19 protein-coding genes are annotated in these 17,406 nt (G+C 68.2%); 12 read left to right on the forward strand and 7 right to left on the reverse strand.

All coding sequences use genetic code 11. The annotated features are described in order from the left end of the window. From ACEQXV_RS03475 to ACEQXV_RS03530, 12 genes are all read left to right on the forward strand, one after another. The coding region (locus tag ACEQXV_RS03475; protein ID WP_370267925.1) for an ABC transporter permease at positions 1–400 on the forward strand (400 nt) is incomplete at its 5' end. A 119-nt stretch (positions 401–519) separates the two neighbouring features. Then, positions 520–1,353, forward strand: a complete 834-nt coding sequence (locus ACEQXV_RS03480) for an ABC transporter permease (protein WP_370254531.1) — start codon at positions 520–522, stop codon at positions 1,351–1,353. Positions 1,354–1,397: 44 nt separating this feature from the next. Then, entirely contained in the window at positions 1,398–2,381 is a 984-nt protein-coding gene (locus tag ACEQXV_RS03485; protein WP_370254526.1) for an ABC transporter substrate-binding protein, read from the forward strand. 252 nt (positions 2,382–2,633) lie between these two features. Further along, entirely contained in the window at positions 2,634–3,968 is a 1,335-nt protein-coding gene (locus ACEQXV_RS03490) for a short-chain fatty acyl-CoA regulator family protein (RefSeq protein ID WP_370267927.1), read from the forward strand. Between the two features lie 77 nt (positions 3,969–4,045). Continuing rightward, complete coding sequence (locus tag ACEQXV_RS03495) at positions 4,046–4,432, forward strand: response regulator transcription factor (protein WP_370254532.1); 387 nt, start codon at positions 4,046–4,048, stop codon at positions 4,430–4,432. Next, entirely contained in the window at positions 4,429–4,707 is a 279-nt protein-coding gene (locus tag ACEQXV_RS03500; protein WP_370254528.1) for a hypothetical protein, read from the forward strand. Before ACEQXV_RS03495 ends, ACEQXV_RS03500 begins: the two co-directional genes overlap by 4 nt. Then, positions 4,707–7,388, forward strand: a complete 2,682-nt coding sequence (locus ACEQXV_RS03505; protein WP_370254529.1) for an ATP-binding protein — start codon at positions 4,707–4,709, stop codon at positions 7,386–7,388. Before ACEQXV_RS03500 ends, ACEQXV_RS03505 begins: the two co-directional genes overlap by 1 nt. 75 nt (positions 7,389–7,463) lie before the next feature. Next, entirely contained in the window at positions 7,464–8,468 is a 1,005-nt protein-coding gene (locus tag ACEQXV_RS03510; protein ID WP_370267929.1) for a FliM/FliN family flagellar motor switch protein, read from the forward strand. 54 nt (positions 8,469–8,522) lie between these two features. Continuing rightward, positions 8,523–9,347 carry a fumarylacetoacetate hydrolase family protein gene (locus tag ACEQXV_RS03515; RefSeq protein WP_370251362.1) on the forward strand — a complete coding sequence of 275 codons (825 nt, stop codon included), beginning with the start codon at positions 8,523–8,525 and terminating at the stop codon, positions 9,345–9,347. Positions 9,348–9,540: 193 nt separating this feature from the next. Further along, positions 9,541–10,161 carry a DUF6778 family protein gene (locus tag ACEQXV_RS03520; protein ID WP_370267931.1) on the forward strand — a complete coding sequence of 207 codons (621 nt, stop codon included), beginning with the start codon at positions 9,541–9,543 and terminating at the stop codon, positions 10,159–10,161. A gap of 42 nt (positions 10,162–10,203) precedes the next feature. Continuing rightward, positions 10,204–11,403, forward strand: a complete 1,200-nt coding sequence (locus ACEQXV_RS03525; protein ID WP_370267933.1) for an RSP_2647 family RNA methyltransferase — start codon at positions 10,204–10,206, stop codon at positions 11,401–11,403. Further along, complete coding sequence (locus tag ACEQXV_RS03530) at positions 11,400–11,948, forward strand: RSP_2648 family PIN domain-containing protein (RefSeq protein WP_370267935.1); 549 nt, start codon at positions 11,400–11,402, stop codon at positions 11,946–11,948. Before ACEQXV_RS03525 ends, ACEQXV_RS03530 begins: the two co-directional genes overlap by 4 nt. Positions 11,949–12,115: 167 nt before the next feature. Here ACEQXV_RS03530 and ACEQXV_RS03535 read toward each other — a convergent pair whose 3' ends face one another. The 7 genes from ACEQXV_RS03535 to ACEQXV_RS03565 form a co-directional block, all read right to left on the reverse strand. Then, entirely contained in the window at positions 12,116–12,808 is a 693-nt protein-coding gene (locus ACEQXV_RS03535) for a M48 family metalloprotease (protein ID WP_370267945.1), read from the reverse strand. A gap of 47 nt (positions 12,809–12,855) precedes the next feature. Beyond that, positions 12,856–13,482 carry a DedA family protein gene (locus ACEQXV_RS03540; RefSeq protein ID WP_370267937.1) on the reverse strand — a complete coding sequence of 209 codons (627 nt, stop codon included), beginning with the start codon at positions 13,480–13,482 and terminating at the stop codon, positions 12,856–12,858. Beyond that, complete coding sequence (locus ACEQXV_RS03545; RefSeq protein WP_370252284.1) at positions 13,479–13,838, reverse strand: hypothetical protein; 360 nt, start codon at positions 13,836–13,838, stop codon at positions 13,479–13,481. The genes ACEQXV_RS03540 and ACEQXV_RS03545 overlap by 4 nt, the downstream gene beginning before the upstream one ends. Before the next feature lie 107 nt (positions 13,839–13,945). After that, complete coding sequence (locus tag ACEQXV_RS03550; RefSeq protein WP_370267939.1) at positions 13,946–14,452, reverse strand: GNAT family N-acetyltransferase; 507 nt, start codon at positions 14,450–14,452, stop codon at positions 13,946–13,948. Positions 14,453–14,517: 65 nt separating this feature from the next. Next, a complete protein-coding gene (locus ACEQXV_RS03555; protein ID WP_370267941.1) occupies positions 14,518–15,702 on the reverse strand; it encodes a VWA domain-containing protein in 1,185 nt (394 codons plus the stop codon). A gap of 19 nt (positions 15,703–15,721) precedes the next feature. Then, the gene (locus ACEQXV_RS03560; RefSeq protein ID WP_370251748.1) at positions 15,722–15,880 is read right to left on the reverse strand and encodes a hypothetical protein; all 159 of its coding nucleotides are present in this window, start codon (positions 15,878–15,880) and stop codon (positions 15,722–15,724) included. 11 nt (positions 15,881–15,891) lie between these two features. Beyond that, positions 15,892–17,265, reverse strand: a complete 1,374-nt coding sequence (locus tag ACEQXV_RS03565) for a DUF2927 domain-containing protein (protein WP_370267943.1) — start codon at positions 17,263–17,265, stop codon at positions 15,892–15,894. Positions 17,266–17,406 lie beyond the last annotated feature (141 nt).

Raw genomic sequence — 17,406 nt, forward strand, 5'->3', positions numbered from 1 at the left:
GAAATCGCTGATCTCGTCCTATCTGAGCTTCTTTCCGGTGGTGGTGGGCATGGTGAAGGGGCTCAGAAGCCCCGGGCCGATGGATATCGACCTGCTGCGCACCTATTCGGCCAGCGGGCCGCAGGAGTTCTGGAAACTGCGCCTGCCCCGTTCGCTGCCCTATCTCTTTGCCTCGCTCAAGATCGCCATTGCCGCCGCCCTGGTGGGCACGATCGTTGCCGAATTGCCGACGGGCGCCCGCTTCGGGCTGGGCGCGCGGCTGCTCACGGGCAGCTATTACGGGCAGACGGTGCAGATCTGGGCGGCGCTCCTGATGGCGGCGGTCTGTGCCGCGCTCTTGGTCTGGATCATCGGCACGGTCGAGAGACGGACCCTGACACGGCTGGGATTGGTGCGATGAGCGGGACGATGGCGGAGAAATTCCTTGGAAGGAATTTGCAAAACTCTTCGAAGAGTTTTGGCGCGCCCCTTGGGCTCGCCCTGGCGGTGATCTTGGGCGGGGCGCTGCTCGACTGGCGCCTGGGGCTGGTCCTGGCGGTCTGGCTGGGGGCCTGGGGGCTCAATATCGTGCTGACCGGCGGGCAGGGCGGGGCCAAGCGCTTCGTGGTGCCCGCGATCTTCGGCATCACCCTGCTGGTCCTGTGGCAGATGACCGTGCGGCTCTTCGGCATCAGCCCGGTCATTCTGCCCGCGCCCTCCGATATCTGGGTGACTCTGCTGGGCGCGATCCCGGTCCTGTGGGCCGATTTCATGCAGACCGTCGTGAAAGGCGCGCTCAGCGGCTACATCATCGGTGCGCTGCTGGCCATCGGCACGGCGATCGCGGTGGACCGGTCGAGCTTCCTGCAACGCGGGCTGCTGCCGGTGGGCAATTTCATCGCCGCTCTGCCCATCGTGGGCACGGCACCGATCCTTGTGATGTGGTTCGGCTTCGGCTGGCAGTCGAAGGCGGCGGTGGTGGCGGTCATGGTGTTTTTCCCCGTTCTCGTGAACACGGTGGCGGGGCTCAAGGACACCGACAGCATGCAGCGCGACCTGATGCGGACCTACGCGGCGAGCTATTGGCAGAGCTTTGCCAAGCTGCGCCTGCCCGCGGCGCTGCCCTTCATCTTCAACGGGCTGAAAGTTTCGACAACGCTGGCACTGATCGGTGCTATCGTGGCGGAGTTCTTCGGCTCTCCCATCGTGGGGATGGGCTTTCGGATCAAGACCTCGTTCGGCACGCTGGAGCTGGCCATGGTCTGGGCGGAAATCGCGGTGGCCGCGCTGGCGGGATCGGGATTCTACGGTTTGGTGACGCTGGCGGAGAAACGGCTCACCTTCTGGCACCCCTCGCAGAGGGCTGACAGGTAGCAAGTGACAACGACAACAGGCATCCAACACTGGAGGTAAAGACCATGAAGAAACTGATGACTTCGGCCCTGGCGCTCGGGCTGGCCACGGGGGCGGCATCCGCCGACGAGGTGACGCTGCAGCTGCAATGGGTGACCCAGGCGCAGTTCGCGGGCTACTACGTGGCGCTGGAGAACGGCTATTACGAGGAAGAAGGGCTCGACGTGACGATCCAGCCCGGCGGCCCCGACATCGCACCCCCGCAAGTGCTGGCCGGTGGCGGCGCCGATGTGATGCTGAACTGGATGCCCTCGGCGCTGGCCGCACGCGAGCGCGGCCTGCCGGTGGTCAATATCGCCCAGCCCTTTGCGCGCTCGGGCCTGATGCTGACCTGCTGGGCGGATGCGGGCATTTCCGAGCCTGCGGACCTGGCCGGCCACACGATCGGGGTCTGGTTCTTCGGCAACGAATACCCGTTCCTGAGCTGGATGAGCCAGCTGGGCATCCCGACCGATGGCTCGGAGGGCGGCGTGACCGTTCTGCAGCAGGGCTTCAACGTGGACCCGCTGCTGCAGCGCCAGGCCGACTGCATTTCCACCATGACCTATAACGAGTACTGGCAGGTGATCGACGCGGGCGTCAGCCCCGACGATCTGGTGACCTTCAAGTATGAAGACCAGGGCGTGGCCACGCTGGAAGACGGCATGTGGGTTCTGGAAGAGAACCTGAGCGACCCCGAGTTCGTGGACCGCATGGCCCGCTTCGTGCGTGCCTCGATGCGCGGCTGGGACTGGGCCGAGGAGAACCCCGAGGACGCGGCGATGATCGTGCTGGACTATGACGAGACCGGCGCGCAGACCGAAGAGCACCAGGTGCGGATGATGGGCGAGATCGCCCTGCTGACCGCGGGCTCTGACGGGCGTCTCGACGAGGCGGCCTACCAGCGCACGGTGGACACGCTGCTGGCTGGCGGCTCGGACCCGGTGATCACCGCCGAGCCCGAGGGGGCCTTCACCCATGTCATCACCGACATGGCGCTTGGCAACTGAGCCAGTCGCCCCTGACCAAAATGAGGCGCGGTCCCCTGGCGGGGGCCGCGCCGCTTTGTTGAGGAGCATGTGGCAGCGCGCCGCCGGGGCCGTGCCGGCGCGTGCCGGGCGGGGGCGGGACGCCTCCGGCGGGAGTATTTCGGCCAAGAAGAAGGGACGGGTTTGCAGACCTGGGGCCGGTATCTGTCAACTGACCGTTAGAGCGTTGTCTGAAATAGGTATTCCTGTTAAGGGAGGCACGGGAGGACGATCATGGCGGGACAGGCCGGACGGGGGCAGAGACCGTCACTGACGGGCACGCGCATTCGTGAGCGGCGCACCGCGCTGGGCCTGCGCCAGAGCGACCTGGCCGGGGACGTGGGGATTTCCGCGAGCTATCTCAACCTGATCGAGCACAACAAGCGCCGGATCGGGGGCAAGCTCTTGCTCGATCTTGCCCGGGCGCTGAAGGTGGAGCCTGCGCGGCTGACCGAGGGCATGGATGCCACCCTGTCGGATATGCTGCTGGCGGCGGCGCGGGAAACGGCGCGCACCTTCGGACCCGCGGCCGAAACCGCGCGCATCGACGAGCTTGCGGGGCGGTTTCCCGGCTGGACGGGGCTGATTGCCGAACAGCAGAAACGGATCGCGGCGCTGGAGGCCGCGGTGGAGGGGTTGCAGGACCGGCTGGGCCATGACCCGGTGCTGGCGGGCTCGATGCACGAGGTGCTGTCGACCGTGGCCGCGATCCGGTCGACCTCGGATATCCTGGTGCGCGAGCCGGACCTGGAGGCCAACTGGCGCGGCCGGTTTCACCGCAACCTGCACGAGGAAGCCGAGCGGCTGTCGGCAAGTGCCACGGCGCTGCTGGCCCATTTCGAGGGGCAGGGCAGCCGCAAGGAGGCGCTGTCGACGCCGCTGGAGCTGGTCGAGGCGGCCTTCGAGGTGGCGGGCTATCATTTCCCGGCGATCGAGGCGGGCGGCACGGAGGCGATCGCGGGGCTTCTTGCGCAGATGCCGGAGCTGGAGGATGAGGCCGCGCGGGCGCTGGCAGCCCGGCACCTGGCCCGCTACGCGGCCGATGCGGCGCGCCTGCCGCTGGCACCCTTCCTGGAGGCTGCCGCCGCCGCCGATTACGCGCCCGGGGCGCTTGTTGGCCTTGCAGGGGGCGATGTGGCGCTGCTGTTGCGGCGCCTGGCCACCCTGCCGCGCGGCGGGGCGCAGGCCGTGCCCGATTTCGGGCTGGCGATCTGCGACGCGTCGGGCGCGCTGGTCTACCGCCGCCGGATCAACGCCTTTTCCATCCCGCGCTATGGCTCGGGCTGCCCGCTCTGGCCGCTTTACCGTGCCCTGGCGCGCCCGATGGTGCCTGACCAGGCGCTTCTGGAGATGCCGGGCGGAATGCGGTTCCAGGCCTGGGCGGTGGCGCAGCCCATCGGCCCCTCGGGCTTCGGCGCAGCCCCCGTGAGCGAGGCCACGATGCTGCTGCGCGCGCTGCCCGAAGAGGCGGACGAGGCGGGCGAGGTGGCGCTTGCGGTGGGGCCGGGATGCGAGCTCTGCCCGCGGACGGATTGTGCCGCGCGCCGGGTGGAGAGCAGTTTCACATGAGTGAACAAGTATTTGACAATGGCCGGGGCATCGGCAAGCTGGACCGAACGTTCACGATCGGCTTGGGAGGGTCCGGTTTGGGGAACCGCGTTCTTCTCGTCGAGGACGAGATCAATATCTTCGAAGCGATCAGTTTCATCCTGTCCCGCGATGGCTGGGAAGTGTCGGGTCATGGCAACGGGGCGACCGCGCTGGAGGAGATCGCGCGGTTGAAGCCGGATGTGCTGGTGCTGGACGTGATGCTGCCGGGCCGCTCGGGGCTGGATATCCTGCGCGAGCTGCGCGGCCAGCCCGAGACGGCGCAACTGCCGGTCCTGATGCTGACCGCCAAGGGCCAGTCCAAGGACCGGGACCTGGCGCTGTCGCTCGGGGCCAATGCCTACCTGACCAAGCCCTTTTCCAATGCCGAGATGGTCGAGACCCTGCGCCGGGTGGCCGAGGACGGGCAGAAGGCGGGGACATGAACCGCAGGCTCTTTCTTGAACGGCGCACCTACCGGCGCAACCGCCTGCAGGACGCGGCGCGCCTGGCGCCGATCCTTGGGGTGCTGCTCTTCTTCGGGCCGGTCTTCATCCTGACATCCGATACCGGCGTTGGCGGCAGCACCTCGGGCTGGCTGGTCTATTTCCTGGGGGTCTGGCTGGCGCTGGTGGTGCTGGCCGGGGTCCTGTCGGCCGCGATCGGGCGGGCCTTCCCGGGCGGAAGCGCGGAGGGTCTGGACGGGCAGGAGGATGGCTGATGCTGTCGCTTGACGGTCTTGTCGCGGTCTGCCTGCTTTACGTGATCGGACTGTTCGGGATCGCCTTCCTTGCGGAAAAGCGGGCCGCCGAGGGGCAGGCGCGCTGGCTGAATTCGCCGCTGGTCTACACGCTGTCGCTGTCGATCTACACCACCGCCTGGACCTTTTACGGCGCGGTCGGGTCGGCGGCGCGGTCGGGGCTGGAATTCATGACGATCTATCTTGGCCCGACGCTGGTTTTCGTGGGCTGGTTCTGGCTCTTGCGCAAGATGGTGCGGATCGGGCGGGCACAGCGCATCACCTCGATTGCCGACATGATTTCCAGCCGCTACGGCAAGTCGGGCGCGCTGGCGGCGCTGGTGACCGTGCTGGCGGTGATCGGCACCACGCCCTACCTTGCGCTGCAATTGCAGTCGGTGACGCTGTCCTTCTCGGTCTTTGCCGATCCGGGCGAATTCGCGGTGCTGGGCACGGATGCAACGGCGATCTGGGTGGCCGGGGGGCTGGCGCTCTTTACCATCATCTTCGGCACCCGCAGTCTCGACGTGAACGAACGCCATCCCGGCCTGGTTTCGGCCATCGCGCTGGAAGCGATCGTCAAGCTGGCGGCGCTGCTGGCCGTGGGCATCTTCGTGGTCTGGGGGCTGGCCGAGGGGCCGTCCGACATCCTGGCGCGGATCGAGACGAGCCCGATTTCGGAGTGGAGCTCGAACGGGGCCCGTTGGGTCGGGTTGACGGTGCTGTCGGCGGCGGCGATCCTGTGCCTGCCGCGCATGTTCCAGGTGCTGGTGGTGGAAAACGCCAACGAGCGCCACCTGGCCACAGCGGCCTGGGCCTTTCCGCTTTACCTGCTGCTGATGTCGCTGTTCGTGGTTCCGATCGCGGTGGTGGGGCTTCAGGTCATGCCCGAGGGGGCGAACCCGGACCTTTACGTGCTGACGCTGCCGCTCAACTTCGACCAGGATGCGCTGGCGCTCCTGGTGTTCCTGGGCGGCTTTTCCTCGGCCACGTCGATGGTGATCGTGGCGGCGCTGGCGCTGTCGACGATGCTGTCGAACCACATCATCGTGCCGATCTGGCTGCGGGTGACGCAGGGCGAGGACCCGATGTCGGGCGATATGCGCCGGGTCGCGCTGATGGCGCGGCGGCTGTCCATCATCGGGGTGCTGACGCTCGGGCTGATCTATTACCGCATGTCGGGCGGGTCCGAGGCACTGGCCTCGATCGGGCTGATCGCCTTCCTGGGCGTGGCGCAGGTGCTGCCGGCGCTTCTGGGGGGCATCTTCTGGCGCGGGGCGACGCGGGCCGGGGCGATGGCCGGGATCAGCGCGGGCTTCGCGATCTGGGGCTGGGTGCTGCTGCTGCCCAACGCGGCCACGTCGGGGCTGATGGAGGGGCTTCTGGCCAACGGGCCGTTCGGCATCGGCTGGCTGCGCCCTGAAACGCCCCTGGGTATCCAGGGGGCCGATCCACTGCTGATGGCGATGGTGCTGTCGCTTGGGGTCAACAGCTTCCTGTTCACGCTGGTGTCGCTCGTGACCTTTCCCTCGCCGATGGAGCGGCTTCAGGGCGCGCAATTCGTCAATGTCTTCGACCATTCCGCGCCGACGCTTGGCTGGCAGGGGGGGGCGGCCGCGGCCGATGACCTGCTGACCATGGCACAGCGGATCCTGGGCACGGGCCGCGCCGGGCGGCTCTTCCAGGAAGCGGCGGCGGCGCAGGGGCGCGCGGCAAGCCTGCCCGAACCCAACCCCGATTTCCTCAAGATGCTGGAACGCGAACTGGCGGGCTCGGTGGGGGCCGCGACCGCGCATGCGATGGTTTACCAGATCACCGGGGGGGCGACGGTGTCGGTGCGCGACCTCTTGGCGGTGGCCGACGAGACCGCGCAGATGATGGAATATTCCAGCCAGCTGGAACGCCAGTCCTCGGAACTGACCCGCACCGCCGCGCGGCTGCGCGAGGCCAACCAGAAGCTGACGGAACTGGCCGAGCAGAAGGACACGTTCCTGAGCCAGATCAGCCACGAGCTGCGCACGCCGATGACCTCGATCCGGGCCTTTTCCGAGCTGCTGATGCAGGAAGAGGGGCTGGAGCCGGAGGCGCGGCAGAAATTCTCGCGCATCATCCACAATGAAAGCCTGCGGCTGACCCGGCTGCTCGATGACCTGCTGGACCTGTCGGTGCTGGAACACGGGCGGGTCACGCTGAACGAAACCGCCTCGACGCTGGAAGAGGTGCTCGACAAGGCCGAGGCTGCCACCGGGGCACTGGAAACGGGCGGGCGCATCGCCATCCTGCGCGACCGCGAGGCCGAGGCGATCCCGCTGCTGACCGATGCCGACCGGCTGGCGCAGGTTTTCATCAACCTCATTTCCAACGCGCAGAAATACTGCGACGCCGAGACGCCCGAGCTGCGCATCTCGGTCCAGCGCCAGCCCGGCCGAGTCGAGGTGGAGTTCACCGATAACGGCTCCGGCATTCCGGAGCGGCAGCGCTCGCTCATCTTCGAGAAGTTCACCCGGCTGGAAACCGCGCGCGACGCGCAGGGGGCGGGGCTTGGCCTGGCGATCAGCCGCGAGATCATGCAACGGCTTGGCGGGCGGCTGAGCTACGTGCCGGGGCAGGGCGGGGCCTCGTTCCGCGTGCGCCTGCCGGGGCGCGCCCTGCGCGTCGCTTGACGCTTTCTTAACCGTCGCGGGGCGATAACGGGCCGAGGCCCCGGGGATGGTCCCGGTGGCGCTGGCAGAGGTGCGATGTCCCAACCCGGGTTCAACGAGGCGCTCAGGCGCAAGCTGGCGGGCGGTGGCGGCGCGGCCACGGGCCCCGGCTCGACCCGGCCCGAGGGGCTGGCGGCGGCGCTGCAACGCGCGCTTGGCCGGGCGGGGGCACCGTATGAGGGCCTGGCCCTGGTGGCCAGCCCGGCAGAGCCTCGATGGGATATTCCGCTGGCCGAGGTGATCGCGGCCCTGCCCGAAGGCGGGCTGCTGTCCATGCTGGAGGCCGGCGGCGACCGGCGTGCGCTCTGCGTGCTGGATCATGGGTTGATCGACGCGCTGATCGAGGTGCAGACCACGGGCCGTGTCGATCGCGGGGCCGGTTTGAAACGCAGGCCAACGCGGGTCGATGCGGCGCTGACGCGGGATTTCATCTCGCTCTTCCTGGGCGCACTGGAGGGAGGGCTGACAGGCCGGGCCGGCATCGACTGGCCCCTTGGCCTTACCTACGGCACCCATCTGGCCGAGGCGCGGCAGCTGGAACTGTTGCTGCCCGACCGCCCCCATCACCTCTTTTCCGTGGCGCTTGACCTGGGCGAGGGGGCGAAGACCGGGCAGGTTCTGCTGGCGGTTCCGGTGACGGGAACCGTGGCTGGGGCCGGGCCTTCACCGGACGCCCCCGCCAATGACCCCGGCTGGCGCGCGCGCTGGCAGGCTCTGGTCCGGGCCGCCCCCGTCGCTTTGGAAGGCGTCCTGCTGCGCCGGACGCTTCCGCTTGCGCGGGTCGAGGCGCTCTGCGTGGGCGATGTGCTGTCCTTCGACCGGGCAGAGCTGGCCGCGGTCGATGTGGCCGATCGCGCCGGGCAGCGGCGCTTTACCGCGCGGCTTGGGCAATCGGCCGGGCGGCGCGCCCTGATGCTGAGCGATGGCGCGGGCCTGGGACCGCCCCTGAAGGCCGACCCGCCCGCACCGGAGCCGCCCGCGGCAGCCCCTCCGCCCGAGCCGCCCCCGGCGGTGGCACCGGGCGCGCCGCCGCCCGCTTGACCTTCCCCCCGCATCGGCATTTGATGCGCCCAACTCGGGAATGGGAGAGCATGCATGAAATTCGTTCGCTACGGGGAAAAGGGCCAGGAAAAGCCCGGGGTTCTGGATGCCCAAGGCCGCCTGCGCGACCTGTCTGACCAGGTGTCGGACCTGTCGGGCGAGGTTCTGGGCCGGCTTGGCAGCCTCAAGGCCGACGGACCGCTGGTCGAGGGCAGCCCGCGCATCGGCACCCCGGTTGCCGCCGTGGGCAAGATGGTCTGCATCGGGCTCAACTATTCCGATCACGCCGCCGAGGCCAACATGACCCCGCCCAAGGAGCCGATGATCTTCATGAAGGCGACTTCGGCCATTTCAGGCCCCTACGACCCGATCGAACTGCCGCGCGGCTCGGTCGCGACCGACTGGGAGGTCGAGATGGGCGTCGTCATCGGCAAGCCCGCGAAATACATCACGCCCGAACAGGTGCTGGATCACGTGGCAGGATTCGTGGCCGTCAACGACGTGTCCGAGCGGGATTTCCAGCTGCATCGCTCGGGCCAGTTCACCAAGGGCAAGAGCTGCGACACCTTCGGCCCCGTGGGCCCCTGGCTGGTGACGCCGGACGAGATCGCCGACCCCCAGAACGTGGGCCTGCGCATCCTCGTCAATGGCGAGTTCATGCAGGACGGCAATACGCGCGACATGATCTTCCCCATGGCCGAGGCCATCGCGCATCTGAGCCATTTCATGAGCTTCCAGCCCGGCGACATCATTGCCACCGGCACGCCTGCGGGCGTCGGCATGGGCATGAAGCCGCCGCGCTACCTGGCGGCCGGGGACGAGGTGTTGCTGGAGGTCGACGGGCTTGGCCAGCAGCGCATGACCGTGATCCAGGGCTAGCGTTCCAAGGCCGGCGGCGGGCCCCGCCCCTGGGGTGCGCCGCTTTGCACTTTTGCAAAAATATTGGCATCGAACGATACAAATACCTTTCAAATGATGATTTGACTCCACTTTTTTGCCTAGATTGAAGCCGATCTTCTGCCTCGTAACAAAGGCCCGGAAACCAATTCGGACCTCGGCAGGAGTACAGACAATGAAACGTATCACCCTTTTCCTTCTCGGCCTGGCCGCGCTTGGCGTGTCGGCCTGTTCCACGGTTCCGGCCGTTGACGTGACCCAGAACATCACCCTTCCCACCGGGCTCGCCGCGCAGGCCGAAGCCGCCGACTGGGAAGTGCAGTCCATCGACATCTCGGTGCCCGAATCGCTCACCGTGTCGGAAGCCAACTCGATCAAGCCGCGCTCGGACATCGTCTGGCGCGAAGACCCGATCGGCAACCGCCACGAGCAGGTTCAGGCGCTGATCTTCGACGCGATGGAATTCGCCCTGCGTCCGCTGACCGACGAGGGCACCACCCCGATCACGGTCGAGATGGAAGTGACGCGCTTCCACGCCCTGACCGAACGCGCCCGCTACACCATCGGCGGCGAGCACGAGATCGAGTTCATCTTCACCGTGCGCAATGCCGAAACCGGCGAAGCGCTGACCGGCCCGATCCCGGTCGACCTGACCTTCCGTGCCCTGGGCGGTGCCCGTGCCATCGCGGCCGAACGCCAGGGTATCTTCCAGCGCGACCGCATCCAAAGCCAGATCATCGGTTGGGCGCGCCAGGAATTCGGACTGGACGTGCAGGGGACCCAATACACGTTCTGACCGTTTCCAGCTGCCGAGAATCCCGCTATGGGGGGCGTCATGATGACGTCCCCCATTTGCGTTTTGCGCCTCAAACCCAAGGCCGATGCCCGCCGCATCCGCCATGGCCACCCCTGGGCCTGGTCCGACGAGCTTGTGCTCGACCGCCGCTCGCGCGCCGTCCCGGCGGGCGCACTGGCCGTTCTGGAAGACGCCGAGCGACAGCCGCTGGCCGTCGGCATTGCCACGGTCGAGGGCAAGATCGCCTTCCGCGTGCTCGACCGCGATCCTGCCGCGGTGATCGACGCAGGCTGGCTGCGCACCCGCCTGGCCGCCGCCCTGACCCTGCGCGAGCGGCTCTTCGATCAGCCCTACTACCGCCTGGTTCATGCCGAGGGCGACGCGCTGCCCGGTCTCATCATCGACCGGTTCGGCGACGTGCTGGTGGTGCAGCCCAACGCACTCTGGATCGAAGAGCGCCTGGAGGACCTGACCGCCATCCTGCGCGAGCTGACCGGGGCCGGCACCATCATCAAGAACGGATCGGGCCGCGCCCGCGCGCAGGAAGGCCTGGCCGAGGATAGCGGCATGCTGGCGGGCGAGGCCCCCGGCGCGCCGATCCCGGTGCCGATGAACGGCGCCACCTACCTGGCCGACGTGATGGGCGGGCAGAAGACGGGGCTTTTCTACGACCAGCGGCCCAACCATGCCTTCACCCGGGCGCTTTCCCGCGAGGCGCGCGTGCTCGACGTCTTTTCCCATGTGGGGGGCTTTGCGCTGGCAGCCCTCGCGGGCGGCGCGCGCCACGCGCTCTCGGTCGATGCCTCGGCCCCGGCGCTGGAGCTTGCGCGCGAGGGGGCTGCCCTGATGGGGATGCAGGCCCGCTTCGACACCCGCCAGGGCGACGCCTTCGCGGTGATGGAAGACCTCGCCGCCCAGGGCGAAAGCTTCGACGTGGTGGTGGCCGATCCCCCCGCCTTCGCCCCGTCGAAGAACGCGCTCACGCAGGGTTTGCGCGCCTATGAACGGGTGGCCCGCCTGGCCGCTCCGCTGGTGGCGCCGGGGGGCACGCTCATCCTGTGTTCCTGCTCGCACGCGGCCGACCTTGGCAAGTTCCGCCAGGCCTGCCTGCGCGGGATCGGACGGGCCGGGCGCGATCCGCGCATCCTGCACACCGGTTTCGCCGGCCCCGATCACCCGCAGCACCCGGCGCTGTCGGATACCGGCTATCTCAAGGCGCTGGCCTTACACCTGATGCCATGATCCTTTGCCTCGACGCCTGCGTGCTCTATCCCACGGTGCTCAGGGAAATCCTTCTCGGACTGGCCGGGCAGGGGCTTTTCCGCCCGCTCTGGTCGGCCCGCATCGCCGAGGAATGGCGCCGCACCGCCGAACGGCAGAGCCCCGGCGACGGGGTGATCGCGGAAGGCGAGATCGCGCTTCTGAACGCGCGCTGGCCCGGGGCGTGTATCGCGGCCGACCCGGATCTCGAAGACCGGCTCTGGCTGCCCGACCCGGCCGATATCCACGTGCTCGCCACCGCGATCCGGGGCGGGGCAGAGGGCATCGTTACCCTGAACCTGCGCGATTTCCCCGCGCGCGAGCTTCGGCCCCACGGGCTGACGGCCCAGCATCCCGACGCGTTCCTGCTGGGGCTCTGGCAAGCCCATCCCGACGCGGTTGAGCAGGTGGTCCGGAATGTCCACGCCACCGCACAACGCCTGTCGGGCGAGCGGCTCGACCCGCGCGCCCTGCTCAAGCGCGCCCGCCTGCCGAGGCTTGGCAAGGCCCTGTCTTCTTCTTGGTGAAAATACTCCCGCCGGAGGCCTCCCGCCCCTGCCGCAAACCGCAGGGCCCGGCTGGCGGGCCGCCGCCTATCGTCCCTGGCAGAGCGCGCCGAGGAGGTCCCCGCGCAAGCGGGGGGTGACGAGGCGCGCGCCCCGGTCGACGCGCCTTGCGCGGCGAACCCCCTTGCTCAGTCGCGCGCCCGGCGCCAGCGCTCTTCCAGCGCCTCGATCGCGGCGATCCGGTCGGGGGTCTTGGGATGGCTCATCAGCCAGGCCGGGCTGCCGCGCCCGGCCATTCCGGTCAGGGCTTCCAGTTTCGACAGAAGGCTCTTCTGCGGACCGGTCCCGAAGCCCGCCTTCTCCATCAGCGCGGCGGCATAGGCATCGGCCTCGTATTCGTCCCCGCGCGAAATCCGCGCCACCACGAGCGAGGTGAGAAGCCCCGCCAGCCACGGCCCAAGCCCGGGCAGCACCCTGCCCAGGACCGAGGCCAGCACCGTGCGCACGGCGTTCTGGCCCGAAAAGTCGATCATCCGCCGCCGCGTATGCCCAAGCGCCACATGGCCCAGTTCATGGGCCACCACGCTCATCAGTTCCTCGCCCGTGACCTCGCCTTGCCGGTACCGGTCGTAAAAACCCCGGGTAAGGAAGATGCGCCCGTCGGGCGCGGCCAGCCCGTTCACCGGCTCCACTTCGTAAAGATGGACCTTGATGCGCGGCAGCTCCAGCGCGGCGGCCAGCTGGTCGCTCAGCCGTTTCAGGCCCGGATCGGCCAGCTCGGTCGAGCGCTCATCCAGCTCGCGCCGGGTGCGCCAGGCGGAGAAGTGATACATCACCAGCCCGTAGGCGATGGCAAGCAGGATGGGGGCAAGACGCAGGATCATGGGGCAGATATGGCGTCGGCGGCTGGCGGTGGCAAGGGCGCGGCTCACCCCGCGTTCTGGGCGGCGTTCCGGGCCTTCTCCTTCTGTGCCCGCAGCGCGCCGCGGATCCAGACCAGCATCGCCGCAGCCACCGCCAGCGCCGCCAGAAGCCCCACGGCATTGCCCAGGATATCGGCCACCGCCTCGATCTGGGTTGCGAAGGCGAAGCCAAGTCCCACGTAGACCGTGACCCAGATCGTCTCGCCCAACACGTCCCAGAGGGTGAAACGCAGCCATCCCAGCCCGGTGGTTCCGGCGATGAAATTCACCCAAGGGCCGAGCGGCGCAAAGAGCCAGGTGGAAAAGAAGACCCCAAGCCCGCCCTTGCGGTCCACCAGCCGGCGGGCCCGCTCCAGCACCGCGCGGCGCGCCGGCGTGCGGGCGATGCGCTCGACCAGCGGTGCGCCGCCATGGCGGCCGATCAGGTAGCCGGTCTGGTCGCCCAGGATCGCGCCGCCATAGGCCCCGGCAACGACCTGCCACAGCGCAAGGTCGCCCGAGGCCACGAAGGCCCCGCCCGACAGCATCATCAGCGAGGTGGGAATGGGCAGCGCGAGGCAGGACAGGAAGGACGAGGCGAAGATCACCACCGCGCCCCAGGACGTGACCAGCGCAAAGATCGTGTCGGTCATGGGCGCGGTCCCCGCGCGTCGCGGAACGCCTCGATCGCCGCCTGCAAGTCCTGGGCAAGGTCTTCGACCGCGACACCGCGCTCGGCAGCCAGTTCCTGAAGGCTGCGTGGCCCGCCGGGGGCCGGAGGCAGGCCAAGCGCCTCGAAGGCCAGTTCGCGCGGCACGTCCCAGGAATGGGCGACATAGCCCGGCGTCATCCAGGGCTCGATCGCCTGGTCGCGATGCGCGGGATCGGCCCAGTAGATCCAGAAGGCCACCAGGCGCACGGCGAAGAAGAGGCTGACGACCAGCGCGCCGCCCAGGATCACCGTGGCGACGGGCGCGGCCTGCCAAATGCGGCGCAGAAGGGAAAACATGGGCGGTCCTGTGCGGGGGGCGTCATCGGGTCAAACGCAGCTTGGCGGGTTTTCCGTCGCAGGAAAAGCCCGGCCAGATGCGACATCTGCCCCCGCCCGTGGCCCGATCATGCAAGATCGCATTGCATGAACAGAAGGTAGGGCTTCACCCGCTCGTCGCTTTCGCCCTCGGGGTAATGGGCGATCTCGCGGAACCCGAGCTTGCGGTAGAGCGCCTGCGCCGCCGCATTGTAGAGCCCGGTATCCAGCAGCACGGTCGTCGCGCCGATCCGGGCAGACTGCGCCAGGAGCTGTTCCATCAGCCTGCGCCCAAGCCCGAGCCCGCGCGCGGACGGTTTCACGTAGACGCGCTTGATCTCGCTGGTATCGGGCCGGATCCGGCGCAGGAAGGCGCAGCCCACCTGCGTCCCGCCCGTGTCCCGGACGACAAGGATGCGTCCCCTGGGCGGCAGGTAGTCCTCGATATCCTCGAAGGTCTCCTCCACCAGCGCGCCGGTGTCGAGCCTCAGCCCCGACAAGGCGTGAAGCTCTGTCACCTCGTGATCGAGATACTCGGCCAGAAGCGTGCGCAGCTGGTCCCTGTCCTCGATGCGATCCCAGGATTGAATATTCATGGCTGCCCCCCCAAGGTCAGGACAGGCAGTCTAGCGCAGGGCGGCGGTTTCCCAAAGGGGGCCCGTCAGCGTCCCAGATCGCGCATGCCCCGGTCGATCCCTTCCAGCGTCATCGGCACCATCCGGCCTTCGAAGATTTCGTGGATCATCTTGATAGACTGGGTGTAGCGCCAATGGGCCTCGGGGGTGGGGTTGATCCAGAGATTGGCGGGCCATTGCGTGCGAGCGCGCTCCAGCCAGACCTGGCCCGCCTCCTGGTTCCAGTGCTCGTTGGCCCCGCCCGCATAGGCGATCTCGTAGGGGGACATCGCGGCGTCGCCCACGAAGATGCACTTGTAGTCCGGCCCGTAGGTGTTGAGCACCTCGTGGGTCGGGATCTGTTCGGTCCAGCGGCGGCGGTTATCCTTCCAGACACCTTCGTAAAGGCAGTTGTGGAAGTAGTAATGTTCCAGGTGCTTGAACTCGGACCGGGCGGCAGAAAAGAGCTCTTCGACCACGCGGATATGCGGGTCCATGCTGCCGCCCACGTCGAGAAAGAGGATGACCTTGACCGCGTTGTGCCGCTCTGGCTGGGTCTTGACGTCGAGATAGCCATGCTCGGCGGTGGCACGGATCGTGCCGTCGAGATCGAGCTCTTCGTTGGCGCCGGTGCGCGCCCATTGGCGCAGCCGTTTCAGCGCCACCTTGATATTGCGGGTGCCCAGTTCGATCGTGTCGTCGAGATTCCTGAATTCGCGCTTGTCCCAGACCTTCACCGCCCGTCCGTGGCGGCCTTCCTTCTGGCCGATGCGCACGCCTTCGGGGTTGTAGCCATAGGCGCCGAAGGGCGAGGTGCCGGCCGTGCCGATCCACTTGTTGCCGCCCTGGTGCCGGCCTTCCTGTTCCTTCAGCCGTTCGCGCAGGGTTTCCATCAGCTTGTCGAAGCCGCCAAGCGCCTCGAGCTCGGCCATCTCCTCGGGCGATCGGTGCTTCTCGGCCAGCTTGCGCAGCCAGTCCTCGGGGATGTCGACCGCGTTCAGCACGTCCTGCGCGGTGATCTGTTCCAGCCCGCCGAACGCATGGGCGAAGGCGCGGTCGAAGCGGTCGATATGGCGCTCGTCCTTCACCATCGCGGTGCGGGCGAGGTAGTAGAACCCGTCGAGATCATAGGTAACCATGCCGCTGCCCACGCCTTCGAGAAAGGCCAGGAACTCGCGCAGCGAGACTGGAACGCGCGCGGCGCGCAGGGTTTCGAAGAAGGGCAGGAACATGGGCCAGAGCCTGTCACGCCTAGCTAAGCAGCACAACCCGCAGCGCGAGGCTGAGGATCAGCCCGATCAGCGCGCCCACGCCCGCGTAATGCAGGATGTCGAGCCGGTTGCCCTTGCGCCCCATCGCGACGAAGGCGCCCAGAAGCGCGCCCGCCACCATTCCCAGGATATGTGCCACTGCCGCTCTCCTCAGCTCCGGTTGTTCGGGGACAGGGCGGCAACCTCGGTAAGCCTGTCACGCACGGCCGCGTCCCGGCCGAAGCCATAGCGCGCCCATCCAAGCGAGTCGAGCCGAACGGCGGCAGCTTCGGACATGCGGCCCTGAAGCTCCAGCGCCTCGGCGCGGATCATCAAGAGCGTTGCCATGAGCGAGGCATTCTCGGCCCGGGTCGCGGCGGGCAGAGCACGGCCCACCAGTGTCAGCACCTGCTCGGCGTCGCCTGCCGAGAGCGCGAAGGCGGCCAGCTGCATGTCCACATGGGCCGACTGGATCGAGCCCGGCGCCACGCGGTCGAAATGCCGCCCGGCGGTGACGAAGGCGGTCACGGCGGTTTCGGCATCGCGACTGAGCGACAGCCGTCCGAGCGCGAAATAGCTGAAGCCGAGACGGATATCCTGCCAGCCCCGGCTTTGCGCGATCACCACCGCGCGCTGTGCCGCGGCGATGCGGCTTGGCACCGGCAGACGGCCCCCGAGCGCATCCTCGATCGCCTGAACCCAGTCCCGGTCGGTCACGCGCGGCGGCACGGCCGCACCGCGATTGCCGCCGGGGTTGAGCCGGCTCAGGATCGCGGGCAGGCGCTGCGCCACCTCTTCGCGGCTCATGCCCGAGCGCAGCGCCGGGTCGTAATAGGCGCGCAGGATCAGCATGTCGAAGCCGGTCAGAACGGCATTGAAATTGTCGTCGTTGAAGACCGAATCCGGCAGGCGGTAGAGGTCATTGAGCGGCCCGAGCGCCTGGCCCACTTCCTCGTGCAGGCAGTCGCGCACTTCCTGCGGGCTGACATCGTTGGGAATGAAGACGGCGGCATGTTCGCGCGTGGTCAGCGTGGTCCAGTCAAGGGTGCGGCTGCTGCTGCGGGCCACCCGGAACTCGTCCCAGGAGGTGACGCGGGGCACCACGAAGCAGGCCGCCTGCGGCACGGCGCGCTGCATCCGCGCGCGCGGCATGGTCTCGATGGTGATCGACGCGTCGCCCTGGCCGTGGGGAATGCGCCGGATGTCGATCCCGGCCTCGTTGCGCAGGCGCTGGATCAGCCGGTCGAGATCGCCCATCAGCGTTGCGGGCGCGCCGGGCGCCACGGTGATCGTCACCGGCTCGTCGAAGCGCGTCAGCACCGGGATCGGACGCCCGCTTTCCATCTGGAAGGTCAGGTCCAGGAAATCGCGCGCGATCTCGGCATTGGAGCGGCGCGGCGGTTCGGGGTTGGAACTGCCGAACATGGCCATGGGCGGCAGCGCCTGCGGAACGGAGGTTTCGAGCCGTTCGGGCAGATCCGAAAGCGAGGTGGCCGAACAGGCGGACAGCAGCGCCGCGGACAGCAGGAGAGTGGTTTTCTTCATCATGCGCTTACCCCGTCGCCCGGCGGTAGACCATGAAATCGGTCGCGTTGGCGATCTGGTCGTAAAGCCTGCGCGCGGTCGTATTGCCGGTCTGGGTCAGCCAGTAAACGGCCGGCCGCCCGGCGGCATCGGCATCGGCAT

It is taken from the genome of Nioella sp., assembly GCF_964229645.1.
In the GTDB taxonomy this organism is placed as follows: Bacteria; Pseudomonadota; Alphaproteobacteria; order Rhodobacterales; family Rhodobacteraceae; genus Nioella.